Source organism: Sulfitobacter sp. (assembly GCF_036960155.1).
In the GTDB taxonomy this organism is placed as follows: Bacteria; Pseudomonadota; Alphaproteobacteria; order Rhodobacterales; family Rhodobacteraceae; genus Sulfitobacter.
Map to the genome: position 1 here is coordinate 130,797 of NZ_JBALWB010000004.1, position 18,059 is coordinate 148,855.

An 18,059-nucleotide genomic window follows, 5' to 3' on the forward strand; every position below is an offset into this window, starting at 1 on the left:
TCAGACACCTTTAGGGGCCATTCTCTATATGACCTCAGCGATCGAACAATGCGGCTTCGTGTTTCCACAATACTTCACGCAATACTGATTTCGGAGCCAATTTTATTCTTCATCGTCCGTCTTGAAAGAACAAAACCAACTTTGCAAACCAATGAAGTGCACGAGATCACTGTGCAAAAAAAAATGGACCAAAGTTACGTATAACGCCCTTTCAAAGCAAAAGCGATTAAAGTCGACATGTTCCAAACACTGGTCTGCGAAGCAACGAGACTTGGCTTAAATGTTCCCGTTGCTCCGGCACCTGCGTTCAAAAATGATGTTTCATCAGCGTCTAACAGTCCGATCAGAACTTCTGCAACGATCCGACCACCAACGGGGCCAAGTCGATCGTGATCGCTTAAGAGACCTTCTGCTAAAATATAAGCCCAAAGTGGGGTCTCAGTCCCAAAAGCCTCTGTTAGACTAGTTTTAGTAAGGTCAGGGCGTTCGATTTTCGTTCCGCAAATCTTGTCAATCTCATCAGCAACTGACTGCCCAGACGGTAGCCCAAAGCTTTGTGATCGCAAGAGATTTCGTGCGGCAAGGGAGCGTTCGTCATTTGCAGCAATGAATGGTAGTTCCAGCAATGAATCTGCTAGCCGCGTATCGACTCCACCACTCTTTTGTGAACTTGGGCCAAAAAATAGATCCCAATTGATTGCACCAAGGCCCGTCGGGCTGGGATCAAACCCGCGCCCATAGATCGGATCGAAAATGGATTTTGTGCCGGAGCTTGAATTATATTGGATTTGATCTGGGATCATTGTGTGGCCAAATCGATAGGCCGCAACCGAAAACTCAACTGGCATTTGTGCATCCTGGGGAACATTGAATATTTTGCGCCCATTGTTCCGGATATCGTCGACCAACTCCTGTCCGACGATTTGAGGTAAAAACTCATGCACTACGATCCATTGGAAATGCCAACGTGTGAGATTGCGCGCCTCTTCAAACAATTTTTCGCGCGCTTCACTTTCACTCACATTGACAAATTCGGATTGTCGGTCGGCAACTGGATGCTCCGGCTTGTAAATTGATCCAACGCAATCTTGCAAAAGCGCGTCAACGACTTGGTTATGGAACTGCATGATCAACAGATGCAATTGGCTGACAAAACGATTGTCATCATTACGCGGATCACCGATCAGCGCCACACCATTATGGTTACGCGGCAAATCATTTTCACTCTCGTTCAAATACAACGTGGAGCGGGTTTTGATCAAATCGCGAAACACTGCGATATCCGAGGGATCGCCAGCTCGATTAGGGCTTTGGTAATACAGATCTCGGCTTGCCTCGGGTCCAGTGCGATAGACACAATCCAAATCGAGACGCGGGGTGCGCATGTTTTGGATAGCTTCGGGTGTGTTTTTGTGATCCAGCGCAGAAGTGACATCAAGCGTGATGTCGTGATCTATAAACTGGCCCAGAAATACAAATCCGAGCGGTAGCGAGCTGTCATTAGCGGGGCCGTTAAACGGGCCACCAAGACGACCAGCGGCTTTAAGAACAGATTTGTTAAGATCCAACGCCTCAAGTTTCGGGAATAGGCGTGAAAATCCTGACCCGAATTCCTTTGATCCATGGGGGGTGTTTACGACATATTTGGCTGGATCAAATCCCAGCCAATCGGTTGATATTTTTTTGGGAAACCCCGGATCAATCGCCCAGCGTTCAACATCCCAGCTGATAAATTTCTCACCCTTAAAGAAATAGATTTTGCGGTTCTTCCACGTTGCCGCTGCATCTACCCCGCCCTCAAAAAGCCCGGGCCATTCGTCCGAAATTTTGTGCAAAGTAGGTGTGCCAACCCCACCATCGCTGCCTTCATAGGATTTCCAAAATTCAGCGCCCTTAAAAAAGCAATTAAATGTTCTGTGTTCGGTTCGAATTTGGATGGCAGCATCCAAATCTTTAACCGAAATGTCCTGGAGACCAATCATGCTAGCTGCTGGATAATCCCAAGCCTGAATATTGCGGTTCTGTAGGTCGAGCTGACAAGCATATTCACCATAAAACAAATAGATGCTTCCTCCCAAACTTTCGCGATAAAAGGCAGCGTCAAAATGGGTTGGTGGTGGATCACCGTGGAATCGGCCGTATTCGGTATCCTTTATCTTTTGGACTGCGCCTCGCATTTGATCGGTTTCCAAATTCCAAATGATGACCTCGTCACGGCGAAACAAAATCAAATGTTCTTCGTCATCGATATAATCAGGAGTAGCGGCGTCAATGCTGGTCCATGGGCCGATTGTTTTAATTGACATAATTAGTCCTCAAATCATCGTGAATCTAACAAGGCATTTCAAGCGTCGCATGAGATTACTCCGACATTCCCGAAGTAGAATGCCTTCTCGTGCATGTTGGCGCTGTTTTGCGTCGCCATCAACCCTCTTTGGCCTGCTGGTTCCTTGCCCAAGCATCCAGCGCAGGACCTGAGCGCGATGTCTGGTCTCTGCGGCGTGGGTAATGTGGTTTTGTGTCTGTTTGACACCCATTTGGTCGGATCTGTGAAGCCGCGTTCGTTCGGTTTTGGCTGATAATACCGTCATGTTGAAGCCGGTGGCGCGCGGAGCCCGTGGATCGCCGTCAGTATGCGCCGGAAAAGGTCACCGCTGACGGCAACCTCAGCGAGTTGGAAGGTAATGGCGCGGGCGTGTCTAACAACTCGGGCACCAATCTTGATTAGACGGGTTTGCAGGCTGGTCAGCGACCATTCAGCCATCTCCTCAGGCAGATCAGTGCCTTGCAGGAAGACACCGAGATTGTAGGCCAGTGCGTGCAGCTGAAGGCGGACCTCGTTCTGCGCCTTGCCCTTGCAGGACAAGCGGGTCCAGTTGATTGCATGCTTGCCTTCCTTGATATGCTGCTCTGCGGTGCCACGCTGATTGTAAAACCGGATGATCCAGTCCGGCTCCATGGGTAGGTTGGTCACAACAAAGCCGACGCGCGGGAACAACTCGCCGGGATGCCACTCGACCTTGGCGACAACACGGCGGGATTTGTTCCAGGATGCCGCCTGATACTCAAAGTCGCCGTAGACGCGCTTCACGCCTTTTGGTGGGCGTCCGACTGGGCGCTTGAGCAGATGCCCAATCCTGCCCTGAAGGACACGATTGGCGCGAAGCCGGATGGCGTAGAAATAGCCCGCTGTTTCCAGAGTTTTGTATAGCTCCGGGATTGCGAAGGCGGAATCGGCCCGAAAGAACCGCATCAGGTGACCGTCTGCATATCGCGCGATGACCGGCTTCAGAACCGCCTGCCAATCACCCGCACTATGCACATTGCCGGGACGCAGGGCGCAACGTTCGAGGTGCCCGAATTGGTTGAACACGAACAGTGGATGATAACACATACAGCCAAAATGACCGTTCCAGGCGGTGCCCTCTTGCGCGCCGTGGGTTGGGCTGACGGAACTGTCCATGTCCAGCGTGATCCACTTCGGCGGCTTGCGCTCGTGAAAGCGGTCAATCCATTGTCCTGACATATCAGCCAGTTCTGTGCGATTATCAGTCGTCGCCAGCACCTCGGTCTCGAACCGTCCCATCTGGCTTGCAGAAGCGGCCTTGGCATCCACAGCCCGCCCGCCAACCACCTGCCGCATCACCGGATCAAGCGCCAGACGATCCGCATCATTTACGTCCTCATATCCGGCCAGCCGCCCGAAGACTGGCTGGCACAACAGACCAACCAGCGAGTGCAGACGATTATGGCCAGTGCGCGTATCTCTCAACAATCCGCCAGCAATGTCGTGCAGGCCGAGGACTTCATCGAGTTCTCGGAACAGCAGTAAACCGCCGTCTGAACTGATCTTAGAACCATGGAATTCCAGCCGCACCCGTCGGTCAAAACCAAGCTGAACATCACCCGTTTCGCTTGCACCCTCAGGGTGATCCATTACCTGCCGCCTTCAATCCAACTAACATGCTGAAATATAACACATTAGTAGCTGTCAGAGGCGCAAAAATGTCAAGTTACTTGGGGAATGCGGGATAAGACAAGGTAAACACACTCCAGCCCGAGTTGATATAATTATGGATTGTTCCCATCTATTCGATCAATGTTCAACCCAGCATACTAACATAAACAGGTTGCAAACGCGTTCAAATACCTAAAGTCGGACTTCATGCTCCAGTTGGCCCCGTTCGTCCACATCACAGCGTTCGATGGATTGGGATCGAAGGAGGCGTTCACTGCAAAAGTCACGAGGGTCTGCTATGGGCCGTTCGTGTCACTTTGCAAAGGTCGCTATCTGCGCATAGCTGCCATTAATGCACATGGCGTCTAACGGCAGCTCCCAGCCCAAAGCGGACATGCCGTTTTGACGTAAAGGGCGGATTCCGGACTTTCGCTGCGAGCGCGAATTACTTGCCTGTATTGGTTTCAAATGCTGTCCTCGCCCCGCAGACCATCCAGCACGATGCGGATCTTCTCTTCGGACGAATAATGTTTGCGGGTGGCTCGCTTGATGTCTTTGACGATCTTCTCGCCAGGACTTTTGCGTGTTCCAGGTGTCTGTCTCATCTTCCACTCCTCAGTGACTACGATGAGCCAAGAACACTCTCTTAGCAATTTACCCTATTTGGACCCATAGGCGCTGACGTTAGACATCATGGACTGGGGTAAAGTACCCCAATGTCCGGGAACAGGCACGAAGTTCACACATTAGAGGACTGGAAAATGGGGACGGCGCACCGCATACATAGAGCCTCATTTTAAATCAGACTTAAAGGGCAAGGTAGCGCTTGACTTCCTATCCTAAGGAATACCTTACATCTACTAATGCTGTAGTTTACCGCCCTATTAGAAATAGCTCTGAAGTGCTTCACAAGCTAAATTGGTTACAATTAACTTGGATTTGGCATTCGCTTCATACCCCCAAGAGTTGCTTTGAAGCCTGTCATACTTCGGAGAATGGCAATGAATTTACTGAATGAACAAAACGGTACATTTGAATTCAACACGCTAGACGGAACGGAAAATGCGGATTTGATTCTTGCCCTTTCTGGAAACGATATTATCAATTCTGGCAGTGGGGATGACATAGTCTATGGTGACTTTACTTCGCTGAATTTGCTCACAGGTACACAGGATGCCGCGAGCTTTGCGCAATACAACGCAACGGGCGCGTGGGCTATCAATCAAGAAGCTGATGGCCATACGAGCATGACGCAGTCAATAGACACGTTTACTGGCGAGACTTATAAAGTTAGCTTTGATTTGGCCTCAAATTCGGATGTCGAAGCATTAAGTGGCACAGTCGAGGTGTTATGGAACGGCGCGGTAATCGATAGCATTGATACCAACAGTGAAACATTTTCTACACACGAAATCACGTTCCAGGGTACTGGTGAAACTGGCGAATTGACGCTTCGTTCAACTGGTGTCTCAGACCCAACTCCCTCTGAAAACGTAACCACTGTGTCCGGTGGATTTGATATCGTTTCTGGTACCGCGGGAATTGACCGACTTATTGTGGACTACAGTGCAGGAATTGGAACAACAATTGGCTCAACAACCACCGGCTTCAATGGAGCTGGCGTTGGAGCAGTGACTATCACGGGAGGTGAGTTCGAGCATTTTACCATCTTGGCCGGAACCGGGGTTAATACACTTACCACAGCTGGTGGCGACGATATCATCATTGCCAACGGGCTTGGGGCCAATACGATCGTTGCGGGTGATGGTAACAATGAAATTGTTACTGGTGGGGGCATTGACACCATTAACGTTGGGTCGGGAAACGACACGGTTTTAACTGGTGATGGCGCAAGCACGATCGTGGCTACAGGTGGAGATAACTATATTGTAACTGGATCTGGCATCGATACCATCCTTGTGGGATCTGGCAGCGACACTGTCTTGGGCGGAGACGGTGCCAATACAATCACTGGTTTGGCTGGAAACAAGACGATCGTCACGGGTGCTGGCGTTGATACAATCACGGTCACATCCGGAAACAACACGATCATAACAGGCGAAGGGGCCAGCACGATTATCGCTACATTTGGTAACAATACCATATGTACAGGTGACGGTATCGATACGATTACGGTTACCAGCGGTAACAATTTGATTAACGTAGGTAATGGGGCCAACACAATAACTGCTACGTTTGGCCAAAATACCATTTTTGCTGGGAATGACGTTGATACCATTACAGTAACAGATGGTGGTAACTACATTGACGGTGGAAATGGGACCAACACGTTTACCAGTGGTGCAGGAAACGACACGATTGTTTCTGGGGTCGATGTAGATACCATTACGGTAGGTGGTGGTGATGATCTTATCCTAATTCGCGGTGGGACAGACGTAATTGCGGGCGGGATTGGCAGCGACACGCTGATTGTAGATTATTCTGCGGCAACAGCTGCTGTGATCAATAGTGTTCCAGCCGGCACCTTTACAGCTGGATACGCGGGATCCTTTACTGGATTGGGCGTAGTGACTTATGCTGGCATCGAAAACTTCGATATTACATCTGGCACCGGTAACGACTCGATTACGACGGGCGATGGCAATGACACGGTCGACAGTGGCACTGGAAGTGATACCGTGACCACGGGCGCTGGGATTGACTACATCTACGGGAATGCTGGAGATGTAATCGATGGCGGTTTTGGTGTGGACACGCTGAATCTGGGCTTGGGCCTAACATCTCTAAACCACACGATCGACTATGACCCAGCCAATGCACAGAACGGTACTGTTACATTTTTAGACACTGGTGAAACCCTTACCTTCTTTAACATTGAAAATGTGGTATACGAAGTGGCTCTGTCACCTACCGTGACCATTCTTGTCCCCGACCCAAGTATGTGCGCTTTACCAGAAGATCCGGTAGAACCAGCTGTTTTGATAGAACCAGCTGTTTTGATAGAACCAGCTGTTTTGATAGAAAATCTGAGTCTAGATTTTACGCCCGTCGCAGGGGTGAGCTATGACGATACTATCCAAAATGGCGCTGGTGCAGACCAGTCTTTCGGTGGCATTGGTGAAGATTCGATTGCAGGACAAAGTGGCAACGATACTTTGAGTGGCGGTGACGGAGATGATGAATTGTTTGGGGGGAATTCCGAACAACTCAGCCCCAATTCCGGAGATTTCTATGACGTTTTTGGGAATCGTTATGATGCCAATGGCAATTTAATGCCCGAAGAGAATGATGATTTGTCCGGTGGTGCTGGCAATGACATCATGCATGGTGGTTCAGGGAATGACGTCCTTGATGGTGGAACTGGAAACGACAATCTGAACGGTGGTTCGGGTTTTGATACGTTGTCGGGCGGAGAAGGTGACGACCTACTTGCCTCGGGCTCTGAAGATGATGTGGCCAATGGTGGCGCGGGCGATGACCAGCTTATTGGCGGTGATGGCGACGATGAATTGTCTGGTGATGAGGGCAGCGACGTTCTTCTTGGTGGCAGTGGGATGGACACTCTAATTGGTGGTGATGGGGATGATCAACTCAACGGCGGAATAGGTAATGATATATTGATCGGCGGCATTGGCGATGACGTTTTGGAGGGCAGCACAGGTGACGACACGTTGACTGACGTTGCTGGAAACAACACGATGAACGGTGGGTCTGGACACGACAATATGACTGGTGGGACCGGCGTGGATAATATCATCGGGGGTTCTGGGAATGATGTGTTGTCGGGTCACGAATCGCGCGATGTTCTAAAGGGCGGCAGTGGCAACGACACGCTAAATGGTGGCGATGAGAATGATAAGCTTTACGGCGGCAACGGTGATGATCTTATCAATGGCGATCAAGGCAATGATTATATTAATGCCGGTCACGGTGACGATGTAATCTATGGTGGCGAAGGCCGCGACAAGATACTGACAGGCACTGGATCGGACAACGTCTGGGGTGGCGCAGGTACCGATTGGTTTGTGTTCCGCACATCAGACGCCAACTCCAGCACTGACAGATTGCATGATTATACGAACGATGGAGTTGAAAGCGATCGAATTGATTTGCGCAGCTTTGATCATTTGGGCAATGGGGCTTCATCAGCAGAATGGATCAGCGATCACATACGCCAGAATGCAGACCATAGCGTAACGATTGATCTGGGTGACTTGTTGATAGAACTGATCGATCACGCAGATTTGCAGACTGAATTCTTTGGCCAGATTTTAGACGGTTTGGAATTTTAGAAACAAGTTGGTTCGGGAAACTGCACCGCAGCGTCGCGGCCCCCTGCGAATGTCCGCAAAAGGCCGTTCATGCCACTTTGCAAAGGTCGCTATCTGCGCTTAGCGGTCATTCGGATGAAGTGCAGAGAATGTCTGGTTCTTCCCAAGCGATCCTATTGTACCTAGTATTATTGATGCTAACGCAAGCTTCGTCCATGCAATCAATTGCACGGATCTCAAATTGTCCAATTTCAGATGCGTACTATGCGCCTAATAACAGATGTAGTGATTGAATGCCTCACATTCTTAACCTGCCAAGTGACCTAAAGTATTAGGTAAAATGGCTCCGACGGTAGGAGCCGGAGCTAACATCTCTTAAGTGCCTGATGTTGCTTTGCTATTTCAAGTCTCTTCGGCGTCGTAAAAGTGAGTGTATGATCATTCAGTATGGCACATTAAGTGTCAAGGCAAGCTAGACAAGTCGATACGAAGGGCGGAAACCGGACTTTCGCTGCGGCTGCGAGTTAATTTTGATGCAGAAGAGGAACCGGACATTCACTTCGATCGAGATGTGCTATGCAGACTGAACACGAGCTAATGGATGTGGCTTTCTAGGGAAACGGGATGTCTGCCTCATTTTGTGGCTAAGCGTATGGGGAATTCAGGCAAACTAACGTAGATGAGGGCGGCAGATCTCCAAAATGGAGAATTTTCTTGACCAATTGATCAAGAAGGCAGTTACTTTTCAAAACTCTGTTAGGGATATTCTGATGATGAAAACAAAAAATCTTAACCGCCGGCACTTCATGGCGACCACCGCAGCAACGTCGCTGATACTTGGGGCTGGGCGGGCAATGGCTGCAGAACCGATAAAAACGGCGGGCATTTATACTGTACCTGTCGAACAGCAGTGGGTCAGCCGCATTCATAAAGCGGCACTTGCGGCGCAGGATCGTGGCGACATTGATTATTCGTTCTCGGAAAATGTCAGTAATACTGATTATGCACGTGTGATGCGAGAATATGCTGAGGCAGGTAACACACTGATCATTGGCGAAGTCTTTGGTGCGGAACAAGAAGCACGTGAAGTCGCGGCTGAATATCCAAACGTAGCGTTCTTGATGGGCTCAAGCTTTAAAGAAGACGCAACGCTATCTAATTTCTCGGTTTTTGACAACTATATTCAAGACGCCTCTTATCTTTCAGGCATCATTGCAGGAGCGATGACAGAGTCTGGAAATATCGGCATGGTTGGTGGATTCCCAATTCCCGAAGTGAACCGCCTGATGCACGCATTCATGGCCGGTGCGCTTGAGATGAACCCAGATATTAAGTTCCAAGTCAGCTTTATCGGCAGCTGGTTCGACCCACCCAAGGCTAAGGAAACCGCGTTTGCGATGATCGAAAACGGTGTGGATGTACTTTATGCTGAGCGGTTTGGTGTTTCTGACGCCGCGCAGGAAAAAGGTATTCTAGCCATCGGTAACGTCATTGATACGCAGGCCGATTACCCTGAAACGGTTGTTGCTTCTGCGATTTGGCATTTTGAGCCGACGTTAGATAAAGCAATCGCCGAAGTGCAGGCGGGTAGCTTTTCCGCTGCGGACTACGGTGCTTATTCGTTCATGAACCAAGGCGGTACCAGTCTTGCGCCTTTGGGCACATTTGACGGCAAAGTTCCAGCAGCAGCACTTGCTTTGGTTGCCCAGCGTGAATCTGAGATTAAATCAGGTGCGTTCTCGGTCACGATTAACGACAACGAACCATCGTCGTCTTAATCGAACATGTCCAAGGATGCAGTTGAGGCACTTTCCCTTAATGCCATAACCAAACGATTTGGAGAGCTGACCGCAAATGACGCGGTCAGCCTTTCTGTGAACGTTGGTGAAGTTGTCGCTCTTTTGGGTGAGAACGGCGCGGGGAAAACCACACTCATGAATATTCTGTTCGGCCAATACACGGCCGATAGCGGAACTGTTCGCGTATTCGGCGATACATTGCCGCCCGGCAATTCCCGGGCGGCTTTGGATGCCGGTGTTGGTATGGTGCACCAACATTTTACGCTGGCCGATAATCTGACCGTCCAAGAGAACATCACGTTGGGTGTCCATTCGCTGTTGAAGCCAAGCTTGGGGCGGGCTGTGGCAAAGACACGGATTGCGGCTCTGTCAAAGAAATTCCACCTTGCTGTTGCGCCAGATGCGCGTGTCGGAACCTTGTCTGTGGGGGAGCGTCAGAGGGTTGAAATACTCAAAGCACTCTACCGCGATGTGCGGATTCTGATCCTTGATGAACCGACAGCCGTATTGACGCCACAAGAGACGGATGATCTGTTCGCAACGCTGAGGCTTGCCATCGAAGAAGGGCTTTCGATCATCTTCATATCGCATAAGTTGCATGAAGTTATGGCTATCGCGGATCGGGTTGTTGTGCTGCGGCACGGGAAAATGGCAGGCGGTGTGGATACAAAAGATACCGATAAAAACGCATTGGCCGCGATGATGATGGGGACTGAGGCGACAGCGCCGGAAGTCTCGCCTGCGAAACCGGGCGCGCCGTTGCTTGCGTTGCACAATGTTACGACTGCGGATGTTGGCAGCGTTCCCGGTTTGAAGTCAGTTTCATTGACCTTGAAAGCAGGTCAAATCGTCGGTCTTGCGGGTGTGTCTGGGAACGGACAGGCCGCGATGGCCGATGTTGTTGGTGGGCTGCTCGATCCAAATGACGGGCAAGTCGTTCTGGGGAATGACACGGTTCAGAAATGGACGCCTCGTATCGCGGTGCAAAGCGGTATCGCGCGTATCCCTGAGGACCGGCACAAGACCGGTACCATTGCTGACTTTGACCTTGTTGAGAACGCAATATTGGAACAATATAAATCCCCGGCTTTTAGCAATGGCGGTTGGCTGAACTGGCGTAAATCAAGGGCCTTTGCGGACGGTATTATCGATAAGTACGATGTGCGTTGCCCAGGATCAGACACACCGATCCGGCTTCTGTCTGGCGGTAACATGCAAAAGCTGATTCTCGGGCGTGTGCTTGAGGCTAACCCACAGATCATTTTGGCAAATCAACCGGTTCGCGGGCTTGATATCGGCGCAGTCAACTATGTGCACAGCCAATTGCTGGCGGCACGGGAACGGGGTGCAGCGGTGCTATTGATTTCTGAGGATTTGGATGAGGTTATGGCGCTTTCTGATGTGATCCACGTCATTTCAGATGGGCGACTTTCGCCAGAATTTAAGCGAGGCGAAATGACACCTGCGCAACTGGGGCTTTGGATGGCTGGTCAAGGGTTTGAAACGGACATTTCTCATGCGTCTTGAACCTATCAAGAACCCGACACTGGCCCGCAAGCTGGTCCCACCTGCAATCGCTCTTATCTCGACGATCGTGATCGCATCGCTTTTGGCTATGATCGCAGGTGCAAACCCGTTTTCTGTCATCGGATTGATCCTTAAAGGTTCGTTTGGATCGCAGTTCGCAATCCTTGAAACGCTAAATCGCGCAACACCTTTAATTTTCACGGGCCTCGCAGTCGCCGTCGCATTCCGTGCGAAGTTCTGGAACATCGGTGCAGAGGCACAGCTCTATGCAGGTGCGCTTATGACAGTTCTACTCGGGACCGGAGTTTTGCCGTGGCCCAGCTTTGCGATTCTACCGTTGATCATTGTCGCATCTATCTTAGCTGGGGCCATTGTCCTATTGGTTCCCGCGCTCCTTAAAACGCGGTTTGGCGTTGATGAAGTCGTCACGACATTGCTGTTTAACTTCATTTTCCTACTGTTTATCTCAATGCTCCTTGAAGGGGTGCTCAAAGACCCGATGGGCATGGGTTGGCCGAAATCTGCCCGTGTCATACCAGAGGCGCGATTGCCGCGAATTGTGGATGGGCTCCGCCTGCACTGGGGCTTCGGTCTTGCAATCTTCTCAGCTATTTGCATTTGGATTATCCAAACACGCAGCACCTTGGGTTACGAAATGCGCGCGGTTGGTTTAAACAAGGATGCCGCTGCCTTCGCCGGCATTCCAGTCAACGTGGTGATTGTGAAAACTGCGCTGCTTTCCGGTGGTCTTGCAGCATTGGCAGGGTTTTCTGAAGTGGCCGGACTAAAGGGCAGTCTCACGCTCGATCTGTCGCCTGGGTTTGGCTACACAGGGATCATCGTGGCGATGTTGGCGTTGCTCAATCCGCTTGGCGTGATCGTAGCCGCATTGTTTGTAGCTGGCATTTTTGTGGGTGCTGACAGTATGAGCCGTGCTGCTGATGTGCCGACGTATCTAGCGGACATCATGCTTGCGACAGCACTCCTTCTTATGGTGCTGGCCATCATGCTAACGCGGTTTCGTGTGGTGAGGGATTAGCGTCATGGAAGTTATCGAAATCCTCTTCACCGCAAGCTTTTGGGCCGCTGCAATTCGCATCGCTAGCCCGCTGATCTTTGCCACATTGGGAGAGTTGATCTGCGAACGTGCAGGCGTGTTGAACCTTGGTATCGAGGGCATCATGGTCGCGGGTGCATTTGCAGGTTGGATGGCGGTTTATTCCGGCACAGGACTTTGGACTGGCGTGTGCGTCGCGATGCTGGTGGGGATGCTATTTGGTCTGCTTCACAGCACGCTCACGGTGCCGTTCGGCTTGTCTCAGCATGTTGTGGGCCTTGGCGTGACCTTGCTGGCCACATCATCCACCTATTACGCTTATCGATTGGCGTTACCAGAAGTAACAAGTCCACCAAAAATCGAAGCATTCCAGCCATATGAAATCCCGATCCTATCGGACATCCCATTACTTGGACCGGCGTTGTTTTCACAAACACCACTGACGTATCTCGCCTTCATTCTTGTTGGGGTCGTTGGCGTGGTCCTCTACCGCACACCCCTTGGACTCGCCGTACGCGCAGCCGGTGAAAATCCCGCAGCGGTGGCGGCCCAAGGTCTATCCGTCACTGCAATCCGCATGGGGGCGGTTATGGTTGGCAGCGGTCTGATGGCAGTTGGCGGTGCGTTCTTGACCATGTCGGCATTCGACAGCTTCTTCTTTGAGATGGTCAATGGCCGCGGCTGGATTTGTATTGCACTGGTTGTCTTTGGATCGTGGCGGCCCGGTAAGGCTCTGCTCGGTGCGGTTCTTTTTGCAGCTTTTGACGCACTCCAAATTCGCGTGCAACAAACAAGTTTGGGCACACACATCCCTTACCAAATCTTCCTGATGATGCCGTATATCCTATCGATCTTCGCGCTTATTCTGATGTCGCGGCGCGCTGAAGTGCCTGCTGCGCTCATGGTTCCGTTCAATAAAGGAGAACGCTGATGTTTGATCTGATCGTCAAAGGTGGCACGCTGCCAGATGGGCAAGTTGCAGACATCGGGATTGTGGGTGATAAGATTACTGCAATCGGATCACTTGATTCAGCGCAAGCGGGTCAAGCGTTTGACGCGTCCGGCGATTTGGTTAGCCCGCCTTTTGTCGATCCGCATTTTCACATGGACGCAACACTGTCCTATGGCCTTCCGCGGATCAACACATCAGGCACGCTGCTTGAAGGGATTGGGCTTTGGGGTGAACTCAAGCAGGTCATGACCCAAGACGATATCATCGCCCGCGCACTGACCTATTGCGATTGGGCCGCGAGCATGGGGCTCTTGGCAATCCGCAGCCACGTCGATACCTGTGACGACCGGCTTTTGGGGGTAGAGGCGCTGCTTGAGGTGCGAGAGCAGGTTAAAGACTACATCGATCTGCAGCTTGTCGCCTTCCCACAAGACGGTTTTTACCGTGATCCCACCGCGCGTGAAAACACCATCCGTGCCCTGGACATGGGTGTCGATGTTGTTGGGGGGATCCCGCATTTTGAACGCACAATGTCGGATGGGGCGGCGTCGGTGAAAGAACTCTGCGAAATAGCCGCCGCGCGTGGTTTGCAAGTGGATATGCATTGCGACGAATCTGACGATCCACATTCACGCCACATCGAAACGCTCGCATTTGAGACACAGCGGTTAGGCCTCAATGGCAGAGTCGCGGGATCGCATCTGACGTCGATGCATTCGATGGACAACTACTATGTCTCGAAATTACTTCCGCTGATTGCCGAAGCTGAAATAAACGTGATCCCAAACCCGCTGATTAATATTGTCCTGCAAGGACGGCATGACACTTTTCCCAAACGTCGCGGTTTGACGCGCGTAAAAGAAATGTTGGCCATGGGAATCAATGTCGGGTGGGGTCAAGATTGCGTGCTTGACCCGTGGTATTCGCTTGGCACTGCGGACATGCTTGACGTGGCCTTCATGGGGCTGCATGTCGCACAAATGACCAGTCCTGCCGACATGCGGACATGCTTTGATATGGTTACGGTAAACAACGCTAAAACGATGGGTTTGAAAGACTACGGACTTCATGTCGGCGCTAAGGCTTCTTTGGTAGTCCTTGATGCCAACGATCCAATCGAAGCTCTTAGGCTTCGCGCTACCCGATTATGTGTTGTCTCAAATGGCCGTATTGTCAGTCAAACACCGCGGGCCGACGCAACGCTATCTTTGCCAGAACGCCCAAAATCATCGCGAAGAAGGCATGCTCCAAACACCGCATGATTTCATCAACGCTGGCGCATAGCACTTTAACAAGTCCGGTATCGCGCTTCTGCAAGTTTTTGAAATGCTGCTCTTTGCACGGATTGCTGCTACGACGGGCCGCACCGTAGCATTAGAAAGTCATGGTGTAGGTCCGCTAAGGACCATCTGTCACATTGGCGTCGGACACTTTGAATTGTGACACGATAACCCACATAAGATAGCGATGGGTGTGAATTGGGGGCCGCGATCATGAACAATCGGAATGCAGATGTTAATAGTCGCGCAGAGATGAGTGTTTTTGTGCGCACGACTTTCGGCCTGCGGGGAACGCTGCGCCTTCATCGTTCGGCTTTTGGCGCGGATCTTCTGCGTGCACCGGTAAATGTTATGCTTGCACCAGTTCTTATCATAACTCGACTGGCAGGTCTTTTGGCCAAGCTGCTGCGCTTTCATCGCATGGGAAACTGGTTGTCACACCGTAAGGTTTTGCTCGAAACCAACGTTTCACGGCAGGTTGCCGCACTTGTATTGGCTTTTGTTGTTGACCTTAAAGTCAGGGGCGACGGCGGCACCGTTTCTGATAGCGTGTTGGAACATGAAGTGGGTGACTATGCTGGCGTTCGCAGCGCCGTGGCAGAGATTACAACGACAGTCTTGGTCATGATAGCGGGCTTCATCGTGTTTCAGACTGCGACGCCAGGCTTGATCTCTCTCGCGGGGCCAGTGGCCGAAATGGGAGCGCACGCTCTTGCAGTAGAGCAATTCCCGTTCGGCCAAGGTTTGGGAAAAATGTACTACGGTGTTTTCTCGACTGGTCTCGAGGCTTGGCAAGTGGTGGTAACAGGTATCGGGCTGGCGATGTTGGCGTCTGTCGTAACGACATTCGCTGGGGTGATCGCCGATCCGCTACAGGTCATGACTGGTACGCACCGGCGCCGATTGTCCCGCCTGTTAGCCCGATTGGAGGTTGATCCGGATCACAGCGGTGGTCTTGCCCGAGAGCATATCACAGCCAGACTCGCAGATATCACTGACATCGTGCTCAACTTGTGGCGCGTCTTGCGCGGGTGAGGGCATTTGCTGAGATCTCTGATGGCCGAACAACAATGAATCCGAAAAATGCCGCGCTGTTTTTAAATGGCAGCAATCCGAAAGCTGCACCGCAGCGCTGGACGGCCAAGGCGTCTTCAAGTTCAACGCCAAGATATCGCACTGTACTGTCCATCTTGGTGTGACCCAGCAGAAGCTGAACGGCACGCAGGTTGGGAGCGGTCATTAGGCGCGTTTCGCACAGCGGTAGCAAAGACCCGTTCGTGGCATTTGGAATATGATGTCTTTTCTATATAGAGCGGTCATGGTGACTGGTCGGGCCGGCGTTGTTCGCTTTCGCTCACGCGCCCGATGAGATTGACCAGTTTCCGAAATAAGTTGCCGATTTTTGTGTGTGATGGCTTGGGTCCCAACAGGCGTTCAATGAATGAGGGCATGTCTTTCATGGTAATGTCGTCCTCGGTGACTTCTGCGTCTCCCGACGCGATCTGGGTCATCAGTTCATCCATTGCGGCGATTCCTATGCGGTCTCGTCGAGGTAAGGTGGATCAGCCACCACTGCGGATAGTTTCTTAAAGCATTTCCGCCCGTTGAAACGCCTCCTTGATAGGTAATGTATGCGAGATCAGGTGACTTTGGGGATGGCTTCAATAGCCCCTACAAGAGTCAGCATCGGAGACGCTTTTCGGTAGACCTTATCGTGGATGTCCTTGCCTTCATGTCCGGTGATATCGCGAACAACTTTGTCATCAATTCCAGCATGATCAAGCTGGTTTTGTACGTAGTGCCGAAAACTGTGGAAGGAGAGTTTTTTGCCTTCCGCGCCAAGTTTCTGATCAATGACCTGACGGATTCGGCGGCCCACCTTGCGGCCGAAAATGTTGTTTCCAGCTTCATAAAGCTCTGGGAAGAGGCAGTTTCGATCGTTCCCCTTAGCCTGTCGCACATGATCCAAAAAACCAAGATCAAGCAGGTGGGAATGGATTGGAACCAAACGGCGTGAAGACAGGTTTTTGACCCGGCGCAATTCTGAATCTTCGATTGAGAAGCACGTCACGCCATCGTTTTCGACAATGTCAGAGCGGGAAAGGCCTGCGATTTCTTCACGGCGAGCACCAGTATATGCGCCAATGAGTGGGCACCAATAGATGCCGTTTTTGAAGATCGTGCTTCCGGGTTCGGTCTGGTAGTGCTCTGAATGCGATCCGTTCCAGACCAGGCTGTGAAAGACCTGACGTAGCTGCTCCAGCGAGAAGGCATCGCGTTTATCACGGGCGCGGACAGTTTCTTTCCGGCGTAGTTTTGAGGGTTTGAGAATAGGATCAACGGGGTGGCCTTCATCCCGCGCCCAATCGGCAATTTGATTGAGGTGATCAAGGTGGCGGTTGATGGTCCCTACAGATAGGCCAACCTTATCAGTGGGACGCGCCGCGGCGTTTGCCATGACTTCATCGCGAGTCATAATTTTATCCTTGGGGCTTTTGCCCCAGCTTTTCGGCATCTGGGCGAGGTCGGCGCGGAAGGCCTTCACGTCCGGTTGGCGAATTTTGGTAAGTCATCAAGTCCGGTCAACATCGCGAATAGCACCGCAAAGCTCAGGTATTGGCGCAGTGTCTTTTCCTCAATGCCTTCAGTGTGTTTAATGGCGTTCATACGCTCAACGATGGCCCGCAGGGTAAGATCCATGTACAGAACGGTGAATGCTCGACGCAGCCGCATAGGTGCTGAGTTCAGAGACCGGGCAAACTGGCTTACTGAGGATGTTTCGATAACAAAGGCATCGGTTGAGTTCGCAAACAATAAAAACGAAGATGTCATTCTGGATTTGATGAGGAGTTTTTTTCAATCACAGGACCGGCATTTTCGAAGATGGGCAGTGTATTCGTCTCTTTTCTTCTTACTTCTGGGAGGGCTTTTATTGGCAATTCCATCTGCGGCATTCTCTCTCAGAGTGCTGTGCACAGTTTTCTCGAGCAAGTTGTTGCGCCAAATCGCTGAAACCGGCAACTGGTGCAACAGTTCTTAAACCGCTTGGGTATGCAAACTCAACGAACGGAGGCTACGTCCTGCACACTGACGTTTTCACCGACAAAATGCAGCGCTCTGCACGAATGGCCGCAATGACGGGCCGCGCCGCAGCATTTGATATGGTGGCCAAGGTCCGCAAAGGGCCGTTCGCTTGACTTTGCAAAGGTCACTATCTGCGCATAGCTGCCGTTGGTGCAAGACGCAGCGAAGGT

General features: G+C 51.3%; 12 protein-coding genes and 1 pseudogene. 7 read left to right on the forward strand and 6 right to left on the reverse strand.

Going from position 1 to position 18,059, the window contains the following annotated elements; all coding sequences use genetic code 11:
- Window positions 1-194 precede the first annotated feature (194 nt).
- The 3 genes and pseudogenes from V7775_RS12040 to V7775_RS12050 all read right to left on the reverse strand — a co-directional run.
- Window positions 195-2,306, reverse strand: a complete 2,112-nt coding sequence (locus V7775_RS12040; RefSeq protein ID WP_335752146.1) for a peroxidase family protein — start codon at window positions 2,304-2,306, stop codon at window positions 195-197.
- Window positions 2,307-2,587: 281 nt separating this feature from the next.
- Window positions 2,588-3,937, reverse strand: a complete 1,350-nt coding sequence (locus tag V7775_RS12045) for an IS1380 family transposase (protein WP_335752147.1) — start codon at window positions 3,935-3,937, stop codon at window positions 2,588-2,590.
- Between the two features lie 488 nt (window positions 3,938-4,425).
- A pseudogene (locus tag V7775_RS12050) lies at window positions 4,426-4,563 on the reverse strand (IS3 family transposase); the annotation flags it as partial.
- A 396-nt stretch (window positions 4,564-4,959) separates the two neighbouring features.
- Between V7775_RS12050 and V7775_RS12055 the strand changes: the two are divergent.
- The 7 genes from V7775_RS12055 (at window position 4,960) to V7775_RS12085 (ending at window position 15,840) form a co-directional block, all read left to right on the forward strand.
- Window positions 4,960-8,211: a calcium-binding protein gene (locus V7775_RS12055; protein ID WP_335752148.1), complete on the forward strand. Its 3,252-nt coding sequence runs from the start codon at window positions 4,960-4,962 to the stop codon at window positions 8,209-8,211.
- A 749-nt stretch (window positions 8,212-8,960) separates the two neighbouring features.
- The gene (locus V7775_RS12060; RefSeq protein WP_443070119.1) at window positions 8,961-9,968 is read left to right on the forward strand and encodes a BMP family protein; all 1,008 of its coding nucleotides are present in this window, start codon (window positions 8,961-8,963) and stop codon (window positions 9,966-9,968) included.
- Window positions 9,969-9,974: 6 nt separating this feature from the next.
- Entirely contained in the window at window positions 9,975-11,516 is a 1,542-nt protein-coding gene (locus V7775_RS12065; protein ID WP_335752149.1) for an ABC transporter ATP-binding protein, read from the forward strand.
- Complete coding sequence (locus tag V7775_RS12070) at window positions 11,506-12,555, forward strand: ABC transporter permease (protein ID WP_335752150.1); 1,050 nt, start codon at window positions 11,506-11,508, stop codon at window positions 12,553-12,555. Before V7775_RS12065 ends, V7775_RS12070 begins: the two co-directional genes overlap by 11 nt.
- 4 nt (window positions 12,556-12,559) lie before the next feature.
- Window positions 12,560-13,504: an ABC transporter permease gene (locus V7775_RS12075; RefSeq protein WP_335752151.1), complete on the forward strand. Its 945-nt coding sequence runs from the start codon at window positions 12,560-12,562 to the stop codon at window positions 13,502-13,504.
- The gene (locus tag V7775_RS12080; protein ID WP_335752152.1) at window positions 13,504-14,787 is read left to right on the forward strand and encodes an amidohydrolase family protein; all 1,284 of its coding nucleotides are present in this window, start codon (window positions 13,504-13,506) and stop codon (window positions 14,785-14,787) included. The genes V7775_RS12075 and V7775_RS12080 overlap by 1 nt, the downstream gene beginning before the upstream one ends.
- A gap of 231 nt (window positions 14,788-15,018) precedes the next feature.
- On the forward strand, window positions 15,019-15,840 hold the full coding sequence (locus tag V7775_RS12085; protein WP_335752153.1) for a DUF6635 family protein: 822 nt from the start codon (window positions 15,019-15,021) through the stop codon (window positions 15,838-15,840).
- A gap of 281 nt (window positions 15,841-16,121) precedes the next feature.
- Here the strand turns inward: V7775_RS12085 and V7775_RS12090 are convergent, their stop codons facing one another.
- From V7775_RS12090 to V7775_RS12100, 3 genes are all read right to left on the reverse strand, one after another.
- The gene (locus V7775_RS12090; protein ID WP_335752154.1) at window positions 16,122-16,328 is read right to left on the reverse strand and encodes a hypothetical protein; all 207 of its coding nucleotides are present in this window, start codon (window positions 16,326-16,328) and stop codon (window positions 16,122-16,124) included.
- 116 nt (window positions 16,329-16,444) lie between these two features.
- Window positions 16,445-17,281 carry a site-specific integrase gene (locus tag V7775_RS12095; RefSeq protein ID WP_335752155.1) on the reverse strand — a complete coding sequence of 279 codons (837 nt, stop codon included), beginning with the start codon at window positions 17,279-17,281 and terminating at the stop codon, window positions 16,445-16,447.
- A gap of 65 nt (window positions 17,282-17,346) precedes the next feature.
- Complete coding sequence (locus V7775_RS12100) at window positions 17,347-17,637, reverse strand: hypothetical protein (RefSeq protein WP_335752156.1); 291 nt, start codon at window positions 17,635-17,637, stop codon at window positions 17,347-17,349.
- Window positions 17,638-18,059 lie beyond the last annotated feature (422 nt).

Excerpts from the sequence above, each read along its gene's own strand:
- V7775_RS12095 (WP_335752155.1), bottom strand. The coding sequence starts at position 17,281 with ATGACTCGCGATGAAGTCATGGCAAACGCCGCGGCGCGTCCCACTGAT.
- V7775_RS12100 (WP_335752156.1), bottom strand. The coding sequence starts at position 17,637 with ATGACATCTTCGTTTTTATTGTTTGCGAACTCAACCGATGCCTTTGTT.
- V7775_RS12065 (WP_335752149.1), top strand. The coding sequence starts at position 9,975 with ATGTCCAAGGATGCAGTTGAGGCACTTTCCCTTAATGCCATAACCAAA.
- V7775_RS12085 (WP_335752153.1), top strand. The coding sequence starts at position 15,019 with ATGAACAATCGGAATGCAGATGTTAATAGTCGCGCAGAGATGAGTGTT.
- V7775_RS12060 (WP_443070119.1), top strand. The coding sequence starts at position 8,961 with ATGATGAAAACAAAAAATCTTAACCGCCGGCACTTCATGGCGACCACC.
- V7775_RS12045 (WP_335752147.1), bottom strand. The coding sequence starts at position 3,937 with ATGGATCACCCTGAGGGTGCAAGCGAAACGGGTGATGTTCAGCTTGGT.
- V7775_RS12055 (WP_335752148.1), top strand. The coding sequence starts at position 4,960 with ATGAATTTACTGAATGAACAAAACGGTACATTTGAATTCAACACGCTA.
- V7775_RS12040 (WP_335752146.1), bottom strand. The coding sequence starts at position 2,306 with ATGTCAATTAAAACAATCGGCCCATGGACCAGCATTGACGCCGCTACT.
- V7775_RS12080 (WP_335752152.1), top strand. The coding sequence starts at position 13,504 with ATGTTTGATCTGATCGTCAAAGGTGGCACGCTGCCAGATGGGCAAGTT.
- V7775_RS12070 (WP_335752150.1), top strand. The coding sequence starts at position 11,506 with ATGCGTCTTGAACCTATCAAGAACCCGACACTGGCCCGCAAGCTGGTC.
- V7775_RS12090 (WP_335752154.1), bottom strand. The coding sequence starts at position 16,328 with ATGGATGAACTGATGACCCAGATCGCGTCGGGAGACGCAGAAGTCACC.
- V7775_RS12075 (WP_335752151.1), top strand. The coding sequence starts at position 12,560 with ATGGAAGTTATCGAAATCCTCTTCACCGCAAGCTTTTGGGCCGCTGCA.